Annotated in this window: 5 protein-coding genes; all 5 read right to left on the reverse strand. The window is 29.6% G+C overall.

The window, feature by feature from the left end; translation table 11 throughout:
• Positions 1 to 53 precede the first annotated feature (53 nt).
• On the reverse strand, positions 54 to 458 hold the full coding sequence (locus NK213_RS18990) for a hypothetical protein (RefSeq protein WP_253352193.1): 405 nt from the start codon (positions 456 to 458) through the stop codon (positions 54 to 56).
• Between the two features lie 247 nt (positions 459 to 705).
• Positions 706 to 1428 carry a solute carrier family 23 protein gene (locus NK213_RS20730; RefSeq protein ID WP_371926469.1) on the reverse strand — a complete coding sequence of 241 codons (723 nt, stop codon included), beginning with the start codon at positions 1426 to 1428 and terminating at the stop codon, positions 706 to 708.
• Positions 1429 to 1436: 8 nt separating this feature from the next.
• Positions 1437 to 2018, reverse strand: a complete 582-nt coding sequence (locus tag NK213_RS20735) for a solute carrier family 23 protein (RefSeq protein WP_371926468.1) — start codon at positions 2016 to 2018, stop codon at positions 1437 to 1439.
• 245 nt (positions 2019 to 2263) lie between these two features.
• Positions 2264 to 3625 carry an amidohydrolase gene (locus tag NK213_RS19000; RefSeq protein ID WP_253352195.1) on the reverse strand — a complete coding sequence of 454 codons (1362 nt, stop codon included), beginning with the start codon at positions 3623 to 3625 and terminating at the stop codon, positions 2264 to 2266.
• 82 nt (positions 3626 to 3707) lie between these two features.
• Entirely contained in the window at positions 3708 to 4241 is a 534-nt protein-coding gene (locus tag NK213_RS19005; protein WP_253352196.1) for a TetR/AcrR family transcriptional regulator, read from the reverse strand.
• Between the last annotated feature and the right edge of the window lie 89 nt (positions 4242 to 4330).

Genomic DNA, 4330 nt, shown 5'->3' on the forward strand with positions numbered 1-4330 from the left:
TTCAAAACACCTCTTTCTTTTTTTATTATATCATTGTTTAGATTTTGGTGTTCCTACTTTACTATAGCACTACATAAATATCTTGGTGTTTTACCATTTTCATCGTATGTCAATGTCATTTTAGTTTTTTTACTTGATATATCTTTTTCTGAATAATTTCTTTTTTTTCCATTAATATAGAAAAGACATTTTTCTATATTATTTTCTAATTTACAAATATAATATATTGCTTGGTTTTTCTCTATTTTTGTTTCTTCTACATATTTTTTTTCTCCCACAAATTCAAAATCTTTATCTAGTAACTCTTTATATTTTTCCAGAAAATTTTCTACTTCATTTATTAGATTATTTTTAGAGTATTTAAAAAATAAAACTCCATTATCTTCTAAAATATCAAAATTATTTCCATTAACAATAGAAAATAAGATTAAAAATATTAATACATATACGTTTTTCATTTTATTTATTCCTTTCAAGTTTTCAGATAATGAAATACCAAAATTGACTTTTTGTTAAAAAAAGTCAAAAATCGGCTCCTACCAAAAAATTAGATAGACCAAGTCAAATCTTGCATAAAATCATAATTTGAGGATAGATTTTTTATCATTTTTGTAGTGATCAAGCTCTTTGTATCCACTTTTTTATACTAATACCAATCACATGCTTAGCAATTTTACTTGACCACTACACAAGCATTACACCACCCTATAAAACTATACTTATAAGTGATAATATAGAAATAAACCAGGTAGTAATTGGTATTTCTTTTATTTTTCCAGTACATATACTAATAATAACATAAGAAACTATACCAAAAGCGATTCCAGTACTAATGCTATATGTAAGTGGCATTAAAAGTATTGTTAGAAAACAAGGAATAGCAACTTCTACTTTATTTAGTTCTATATCAAGAAGGTTTTTAAACATATGTATGCCTACAATAATGAGTGCTGGTGCTGTAGCGAATTTTGGAACTACCTGTATAAGAGGAGAAAAAAATAATGATATTCCAAATAAAAATGCAACAACTATAGAAGTAAGTCCAGTTCTTCCCCCTTCTGCAATTCCAGTAGCAGATTCTACAAATGTAGTTGTGCTACTAGTACCTATGGCTGCACCTATTGTCGTTGCAAAAGCATCAGCTTTTAAAATTTTATCTATTTTTGGTATATTTCCATCATTATCTACAAACCCCGCTTCATTTGCGCATGCAATTATGCTTCCCAGAGAATCAAATAAATCTACAAACATTAATGAAAAAATTGGAACGATAAGTGAAATTTTTAGTGTACCTATAATATCCATTTTAAAAGCAAGTGGTATAATACTAGGGGGTAATGAATAGAATGTAGATGGCATATGTACCTGTCCTGTAATTATCCCTAAAATTGTGGTAATGACTATCCCAATTAAAATACTTCCTTTTATTTTTTTATTTAAAGCACTCCCATGATAATAAAACCTGTCAGTCCTAAAATAAGTGGAGTAAGAAACACTTTATTTTCTGGAACTATAAAGTTGAGTTTTCTAATTATTGTAAATGGATCCCCTACAACTAATTTTAAATCCTGAAGTCCTATAAATGCTATAAAAAGACCAATTCCCGCTCCAATTGCAAGCCTTAATTGAAATGGAATGGCGATAATTACTTTCTCTCTAAATCCTGTAAAAGTTAGAACTGTAAATAATAATCCTGATAAAAAAACTACTCCTAAAGCAATTTCCCAGTTTAAAGACCCATTTGAGTTTACTACCAAGGCAGTAAAAAATGCATTAAGCCCCATTCCTGGTGCCATGGCTAAAGGTAAATTTGCCCATAAGCCAACAAGTAAAGTTCCCACAATAGCTGCTAAACATGTAGTAGTAATTAATGGAGCTTTCGGCATTCCCAACCCTTCTAGAACTATAGGATTAACAAAAATAATATATGCCATTGTGAAAAATGTAGTAAATCCTGCAATAACTTCTTGTTTAAAAGTAGTTTTATTTTTTTCTAAATGAAAAAATTTATTGAACAATTTTGTTACCTCCTGAATTTTTTTGAACATATCATTATATATTAAATATCATTTTTTGTCTAAAGTTAATTAATAAAATAATAGAATATTTTTATTTAATAAATCTATATTTTTTGATAATAAATTTTCAAAAATACCCTTCCTATAAAAAAATCAGTTATTATAAAACAACTGATCTGTATTTTCAATTCTTCATTTCCCTGTATCTATTTTATATAATAAATTTCAATTTTTTTCAATAAATATTATTTATTATTGAAAACATCTAAAAGACTTATTGAAGCTATTTTTACCCCGTAAGATATTGCTTTTAAGTCCACCATAAAGTTCCCGTTATGATTAAAATAAGGAAATGGTTTTCCTTCTTTCTGAGCTTTTTCAAAAACTTTCGGATCTGCTACTCCTACTAGTATATAAGAATATATATGTTTGGTATTATCAAGAACTAAATGATGAAAGTCTTCTGAGCCCATTGCCGGTGGATAATTCTTTAAATTTTCTATCCCCTTTATATTGCTCTGAAGAGCTCTTTCAATTCTTTCTGTTAGTTCTTTATCATTTACTAATGGGGCAGCCCAGCCTTTTCTAATCATCTTCGGATACATGTCCTTATTTAATCCATAGGAAAATGCTATCCCCTCATTTATTCTTTGGATACCGTTAACCATTATATTTCTATCATTTTCATTAAACCACCTCAAATTTATTTTTACTAATGAAGAGGCTGGTATTACATTGTTTTCTGTTCCTGCCTGTATTGATCCCACTGTTAACACTGCTGCATTTTGAGGATCTATTGCACGACTTACTATTGACTGATAAGATGTTACTGCTATTGCTGACATTATAACAGGATCTTTCGCTACCTGGGGAGCTGAACCATGACCGCCTACTCCGTTAAAAACTACATCAATTTGATCCATTCCTGCCATTCTTGCTCCCGGAACCGCAACATATGTTCCTACTGGTATTGGGGCTGTATGCATCCCTATTAAATAATCCGGTTTTGGAACTCCTTTTTTGTACATATTATCTTCTACCATGGCACGAGCGCCTAAACCTGGTTCTTCAGCTGGCTGTGCTATGAAAACTAATGTTCCTTTCCACTTATCCTTATTTTCAGACATAACTTTTGCTGCTCCAAGCATCCAGGTAACATGGGCATCATGACCACAAGCATGCATTAACGGGAGCTCTGCTCCATCGACACCTTCCAATTTACCTACCTTAGTGCTGGCATAAGGCAGACCAGTTGTCTCTTTAACAGCCAGTCCATCCATATCTGCTCGATACATTACAATTGGACCATCCCCGTTTTTCATAATTGCTGCCACACCTGTCTTTCCTATTCCTGTTATTGTTTGATATCCTAAATTTTTAAACTCTGTATCTACTATATTTGCTGTTCTATTTTCTTGAAACCCCAGTTCCGGATTAGCATGGATATCCTTAAAAATTTCAACCAGTCTTTTCTCATCTTTATCAATATTCTCCTGTATTTTTTCATATTCAGATATTGTATCTGAATGTACTACTGGAAATAATACAAAAAATATCATCAAAAAATAGAAAAATTTCCTTTTATTAAAAGCTGTTAATTTTTCCATAATCATCTCCTTGTATATAGTAAGTTTAATATTACTTAAGTATATCATGTTTATAAGTATATTTCTATTTATCATATAGTTTTTAATTACATTCTCCCCAAAACAATTCACATATTTCTAATGTTTCTTTCTCTGTTAAATGTTTTTCATGTATAAAAATACTTGTATACAATATCTCACAAAGCCCCCCTGTAAAAGCCCTTAATTTTAAATCTGTCAATTCTTCATCTATACCTTCTTTTTCCAGTTCTTTTTTAAACCTTTCCAAAAATCTTTTAGAATCTGTTTTACTTTTTATATAGGAAGACCCTTTATATATTAACATAAATAAAAGAATGTCATCTCTTTCTTCAAAAAAATTTATTAATCTTTCTGTTAGTCTATAAAGGTTCTTTATACTGCCTTTTGTGACTTTTAATTGTTCCAAAGAATTCTCTATTTCTCCAAAAGAATAATGTAATACCTCTCTATACATCTCATTTTTACTTTTAAAATGATAATACAGGTTGCCCGGACTTTCATTTTTTTCATTTAATATTTTATTGATTGATGTTTTTTCTAATTTACTTTCTTTTATGGACTTTAATATTCTTTCAACTATATCTCTTTTATCCATTATCTCTCCTTAGATGGATTTTTTAGAGAGAGAACCCATATCAATGAGTTCTCTCAGTCAGTTTAAAATACCGCTTTTAATGATATTCC

This window comes from Sebaldella sp. S0638 (assembly GCF_024158605.1).
Lineage (GTDB): Bacteria > Fusobacteriota > Fusobacteriia > Fusobacteriales > Leptotrichiaceae > Sebaldella.